Below are 2049 nucleotides of genomic sequence, written 5' to 3'. Positions count from 1 at the left end.
TGGAGCCGAGAGCGGCTGGTCGCCATGCATCCCCGCTCGTACGGCCGCGGGGAGACCCTCCTGGTGCTGGATCACTACCTGGACGCCCTGGCCCGCAAGCCCCGGGCCGTGCTGAACGCCCGCGTGGTGCGCCAGTTGCCCGAGGTCTATGAGCGGGTCCGGCAACGGCTCTGTTCGGCCCGACCCGATGGGTATCGGGATTTCTGTGCCCTGTTGTTGCTGCACCGGGAGTTCCCGGCCGACCAAGTGAGGCAGGCCGTGGAGCAAGCCATGGCCATGGACATGCTCGAGCCGGCCACGGTCCGCCAGTTGCTCCTCAACCAGACGGCGCCCGCAGCGCCCGGGCCGGTGCCGGTTCCCCCTGCCTTTCGTGACGTGCAGCTCGCAGCGGCTGACCTGGCGCGCTACAACGCCCTGCTGGAAGGGATGAGGGCTTCATGAGGACACCCGAAGCGACCGAAGGCTTGGTCGATTTGTACTGCCAGAAGCTGAAGCTACCGGGCGTGCGACAGATCTACCGGGAGGCGGCCCGCCAGGCGCTGGCCCAGGGGGACGACCCGGTACGCTTTCTGGAGACCTGCCTGCCCCACGAACTCGACCAGCGGGCCCAGCGGAATTTGCAGCTGCGCCTCAAGCAGGCCCGCTTTCCCTGGGTCAAGACGCTGGCCGATTTCGACTTCACCGTCATCCCCAAGCTCCCCAAGGCCCGGGTGCTGGCGCTGGCCGACGGCCGGTTCATCCGCCAGCGGGAGGTGGTCCTGATGGTGGGCCAGACGGGCACGGGCAAGACGCACTGCGCCATTGCGCTGGGGTTGGCCGCCATCGAGGCCGGCTTCCGGGTACGGTTCATCCGGGTGGTGGAGCTGGTGCAAGAGCTCTTGGCGGCGGACAAGGAGTTTCGGCTTCCCGCCTCCCTGAAGGCCTGGCAGAAGGTCGACCTGGTCATCCTCGACGAGCTCGGTTACCTGGGGCTGGGACCCGGCGGCCCGCTGCTGTTCCAGTTCTGCTCGGACCGCTATGAGCGCGGCGGCCTGATCGTGACGACCAACCTGGAGTTCAGCCGGTGGGGGGAGGTGTTCGGCGATGCGACGCTGGCGGCCGCGCTGCTGGATCGGTTGACGCACCGGTCCCACGTGTTGCTGTTCGAGGGAGAATCCTATCGGTTTCGAGAGAGTTGCCGGCGCCAGGAGGCCCTGGAGGTGGCGGCGGCCCGTCCCCCTACGGGGGACGGGGGTCAGGAGGAGATCGATCCGGGATCCCCGAACTGACAGGTGGTCAACTTTTCGATCATCACCCTGGTCAACTTTTAGGCTGGCACGCGCATGTTGCCCGGAACATAATCGAAGAGCAGGGTGCGAGGCACCCCGCCGATGTACGTCAAGGCCCGGTGCAAACACCCCGCCAGCGTGGCCATGGCCAGCGACGGGATGAACTCGACGTAGATCACCCGCGACCACGACAGCGTCAGGATGAAGGCGTACAGCCGCACCCGAGCCCCCTCGACGACGAGGGTTCCAAAGTGTCCCCAGTCCACCTGGGCCTGCTCGCCGGGAAGGGTCTCGATGGGCTTGTACTCCCGGACCGGGTGCGGCCGGATCCGAGCCACGAACCGGCGCACCGTACAGCGGGAACCCGTATAGCCCTGCTGGCGGATCTCCTGGTAGAGCCGTTCCGCCGTCAGCTCCGGCCACCGGGCCAGCCGGGCCGTGATATACTCGGCGTAGCGGTCGATCTTGCGGGCCCGCTGGCGGTAGCGGGGAGGCTCGACGGGACAGGCGGGGCCGTCCCAGTACTTGGCCACGCTGCCGCGGTCGATCCCGAGGCGGTCGGCGACCTGAACCTTCTTGAGCCCTTCGTCGCGCAAGTGCCGCAAAGCGATCACCAGCTCCTGTCCGATCAGGTTTGCTCGCTCCTTCGCCGGATCCGATTGGGTGCGTCTCCCAGCGGAGCCGATACGAAGGGGCGGGCATTTTCACCTACCTGACCGGACCTGCGGGTTTTTCGTGGCCATTCGTGCGGCTTTTTCGTGGCCACTTATGGGGATTTTAC

The 2049-nt window shown here is 67.0% G+C and carries 3 protein-coding genes; 2 read left to right on the top strand and 1 reads right to left on the bottom strand.

Annotation, left to right across the window (positions count from 1 at the left end; translation table 11 throughout):
* Positions 1-441 (top strand): IS21 family transposase (locus tag AB1609_15580; protein ID MEW6047873.1); only part of this gene is annotated, 441 nt, incomplete at its 5' end.
* Entirely contained in the window at positions 438-1268 is an 831-nt protein-coding gene (gene istB, locus AB1609_15575; protein ID MEW6047872.1) for an IS21-like element helper ATPase IstB, read from the top strand. The genes AB1609_15580 and istB, both read left to right, overlap by 4 nt.
* 38 nt (positions 1269-1306) lie before the next feature.
* Here istB and AB1609_15570 read toward each other — a convergent pair whose 3' ends face one another.
* Positions 1307-1873 carry a hypothetical protein gene (locus AB1609_15570; GenBank protein MEW6047871.1) on the bottom strand — a complete coding sequence of 189 codons (567 nt, stop codon included), beginning with the start codon at positions 1871-1873 and terminating at the stop codon, positions 1307-1309.
* Positions 1874-2049 lie beyond the last annotated feature (176 nt).

The sequence above is a fragment of the Bacillota bacterium genome (assembly GCA_040754675.1).
GTDB lineage: Bacteria > Bacillota > Limnochordia > Limnochordales > Geochordaceae > Geochorda.
Note: the sequence above shows the minus strand (reverse complement) of the source record. Positions and strands in the feature narration are given on the sequence as shown.

Excerpts from the sequence above, each read along its gene's own strand:
- istB (MEW6047872.1), top strand. The coding sequence starts at position 438 with ATGAGGACACCCGAAGCGACCGAAGGCTTGGTCGATTTGTACTGCCAG.